The 3,189-nt window shown below is 72.9% G+C and carries 3 protein-coding genes; 1 reads left to right on the plus strand and 2 read right to left on the minus strand.

What is annotated here, in order from left to right:
- Window positions 1-403 (plus strand): bifunctional DNA primase/polymerase (locus G3I42_RS10800; RefSeq protein WP_203606639.1); only part of this gene is annotated, 403 nt, incomplete at its 5' end.
- A 157-nt stretch (window positions 404-560) separates the two neighbouring features.
- Here G3I42_RS10800 and ftsY read toward each other — a convergent pair.
- Both ftsY and G3I42_RS10810 read right to left on the minus strand, forming a co-directional pair.
- Entirely contained in the window at window positions 561-1,784 is a 1,224-nt protein-coding gene (ftsY, locus tag G3I42_RS10805) for a signal recognition particle-docking protein FtsY (protein WP_164284795.1), read from the minus strand.
- 325 nt (window positions 1,785-2,109) lie between these two features.
- The coding region (locus G3I42_RS10810; RefSeq protein WP_164284792.1) for an AAA family ATPase at window positions 2,110-3,189 on the minus strand (1,080 nt) is incomplete at its 5' end.

A 3,189-nucleotide genomic window follows, 5' to 3' on the forward strand; every position in this document is an offset into this window, starting at 1 on the left:
CCGCTGGCCGGGCGCCGCGCTCATGCTGCCCGTCGGCGCGGCCTTCGACGTGCTCGACGTCGCGGAGCGCGCCGGGCGCCATGCCCTCGCCCGCCTGGAGCGCATGGGCCTGCCCCTCGGCCCCGTCGCCCTGACCCCGCAAGGACGCGCGCAGTTCTACGTCGCACCGGGCTCCGCCGCCGCCCTCCCCCGACTCCTCGCCCGCACGGGCTGGGACGAGACACGCCTCGACCTCCGCGCGCTCGGCACCGGCGCCTACGTCACCGCGCCGCCCTCCGACCGCGGCGGGCGCGGCCCGGTGCACTGGCTGCGCGCGCCCTCCCTCGACACGGCGCTGCACCCGCCCGAACTCCGTCTGCTCCTCGGCACACTCGCGTACGTGGCGCACCGCGTGCAGGAGTAGCGGGGCACGGGGCCTCACCACGCCCGTCCCACCACCGCGACAGCGAAAAGGCCTCGCGGCACACGCCTGCGGGGCCTTTTCGCTGTCGCGCTCCGTCGCGGCCTGCCGCCACCTTCGCGGCCGACACTGCCGGGCGGGCGGGCGGTCGCGCTGCCGGTCAGTCGCCGATGAGGGCGTCCACGAAGGCACCGGGTTCGAACGGGGCGAGGTCGTCCGCGCCCTCCCCGAGCCCGATGAGCTTGACCGGGACGCCCAGTTCGCGCTGCACCGCGATGACGATGCCGCCCTTGGCCGTACCGTCCAGCTTCGTGAGCACGATGCCCGTGATCGACACGACCTCGGCGAAGACGCGCGCCTGGACGAGGCCGTTCTGCCCCGTCGTCGCGTCGAGGACGAGGAGCACCTCGTCCACCGGCGCCTGCTTCTCGACGACGCGCTTGACCTTGCCCAGCTCGTCCATGAGACCGGTCTTGGTGTGCAGACGGCCGGCGGTGTCGATGAGGACCGCGTCGGCCTTCTCGGCGATGCCCTCCTTGACCGCGTCGAACGCGATCGACGCCGGGTCGCCGCCCTCGGGGCCGCGCACGGTGCGGGCGCCGACGCGCTCTCCCCAGGTCTGGAGCTGATCCGCCGCCGCGGCGCGGAAGGTGTCGGCCGCGCCGAGCACGACGCTCTTGCCGTCCGCGACGAGGACGCGCGCGAGCTTGCCCGTGGTGGTGGTCTTGCCGGTGCCGTTGACGCCGACGACCATGACGATGCCCGGCTTGTCGGGCGCGGCCTCGGTGTGCACGGTGCGGTCCGTGTCGGCGCCGACGAGCGTGAGGAGCTCCTCACGGAGCAGGGTGCGCAGCTCGTCGGGGGTACGGGTGCCGAGCACGCGGACGCGCTCGCGCAGCCGCTCGACCAGTTCCTGCGTCGGCGCGACGCCGACGTCGGCGGTGAGGAGCGTGTCCTCGATCTCCTCCCACGTGTCCTCGTCGAGGTGCTCGCGCGAGAGCAGGGTCAGCAGGCCCTTGCCAAGGGCGTTCTGGGAGCGGGAGAGACGTGCCCGCAGACGCACCAGGCGACCGGCCGTGGGCTCGGGCACCTCGATCTCGGGCTGCGGGGGCAGCGCGACGACCGGGTCCTCGACGGCCTCTGGCGTCGACGTGGCGGTCTCCGCGTCGGGAAGCGGTACCTCCTCGATCGTGCGGCGCTGCTCGTCGCGCGGTTTCTCGGCCTCGTCCCCGACGTGCGGTTCGGCCTCCGGGGCGGTGACGCTCGGCGTGCGCTCCGGCGGCGTGGGGGGGAGCCGCTTCTTGCGGCGTCCGCTCACCACCAGACCGCTGATCGCACCGATCACGACGACCGCGATGATGATTGCAAGGATGACGATGTCCATAACGCCCCCAGTATCGGCCATGGCCCGGATGTGGTCGGGGATTGCGTCCGGCGGAGGGCTGGGGACGGGGCCGCGGCGCGACGTGGGGGCGGGAACGACGCGACGTCGCGACGTCGCGAGCGGGGCGGGACGGGCTACGTGGGGACGCGACGTCGCGCGGCGTCGGCGCGTGCGATGACGCGACGTCGCGCGGGCACGGAGGCGCACGACGACGCGACGTCGCCCGGTATACGGCGCGCGGGCGCGGCGTCCGTGCACGCGACATCGGTCCCCGAGGTGCGCGACATCCGTGCCCGACGTCGCGGCGTCCCCTACGTCGCGTACCTCACTTCAGCCGCTGGCTGATCACCTTCGAGACGCCGTCGCCCTGCATCGAGACGCCGTAGAGCGCGTCGGCGACCTCCATCGTGCGCTTCTGGTGCGTGATCACGATGAGCTGGGAACTCTCCTGGAGCTCCTGCATGATGCGGATGAGGCGCTGGAGGTTGGTGTCGTCGAGCGCCGCCTCGACCTCGTCCATCACGTAGAACGGGCTCGGCCGTGCCTTGAAGATCGCGACGAGCAGCGCGACGGCCGTCAGGGAACGCTCCCCGCCCGAGAGCAGTGAGAGCCGCTTCACCTTCTTGCCCGGCGGGCGGGCCTCGACCTCGACGCCCGTCGTGAGCATGTTCTCGGGGTCGGTGAGCAGCAGTCTGCCCTCGCCGCCGGGGAAGAGCCGCGAGAAGACGCCCTCGAACTCGCGCGCCGTGTCGTGGTACGCCTCCGTGAAGACCTGTTCGACGCGCTCGTCGACCTCCTTGATCACCTGGAGCAGGTCGGTGCGCGTCTTCTTGAGGTCTTCGAGCTGCTCGGAGAGGAACTGGTGACGTTCTTCGAGTGCGGCGAACTCCTCCAGGGCGAGCGGGTTGATCTTCCCGAGCCGCTGGTAGGCGCGTTCGGCCTCCTTGAGGCGCTTCTCCTGCTCGGCGCGGACGAAGGGGCGCGGTTGGTTGCGCGGGTGCTCGGGGTCCTCGGGCAGTTCCTCGCCCTCGGCCGGCGGGGAGGGCGGTACGAGGGTGCCGGGGCCGTACTCGGCGAGCAGGACACTCGGCTCGACGCCGAGTTCTTCCAGCGCCCTGCCCTCCAGCTGCTCGATGCGCAGGCGCTTTTCGGCGCCGAGCACCTCGCCGCGGTGGACGGAGTCGGTGAGCTTGTCGAGTTCGGCCTTCAGCCTGCGACCGCTCTCGCGCTCGTGCGTCAGCTCGCGCTCCGCCTCCTCGCGGTACCGCTCCGCCTCGGCACGCTCCGTCTCGGCGCGGCCGAGCGAGACCTCGACGTGCGCGAGGAGCTGCCGCGCGCCCGAGGCGACGGCGCGTGCGACGGCCGCCTCGTGACGCAGCCGCGCGCGGCGTCGCTCCGCGCGCTC

It is taken from the genome of Streptomyces sp. SID11385 (assembly GCF_010548245.1).
In the GTDB taxonomy this organism is placed as follows: Bacteria; Actinomycetota; Actinomycetes; order Streptomycetales; family Streptomycetaceae; genus Streptomyces.

Coding starts and splice junctions, on each gene's coding strand:
- ftsY (WP_164284795.1), bottom strand. CDS start 1,784: ATGGACATCGTCATCCTTGCAATCATCATCGCGGTCGTCGTGATCGGT.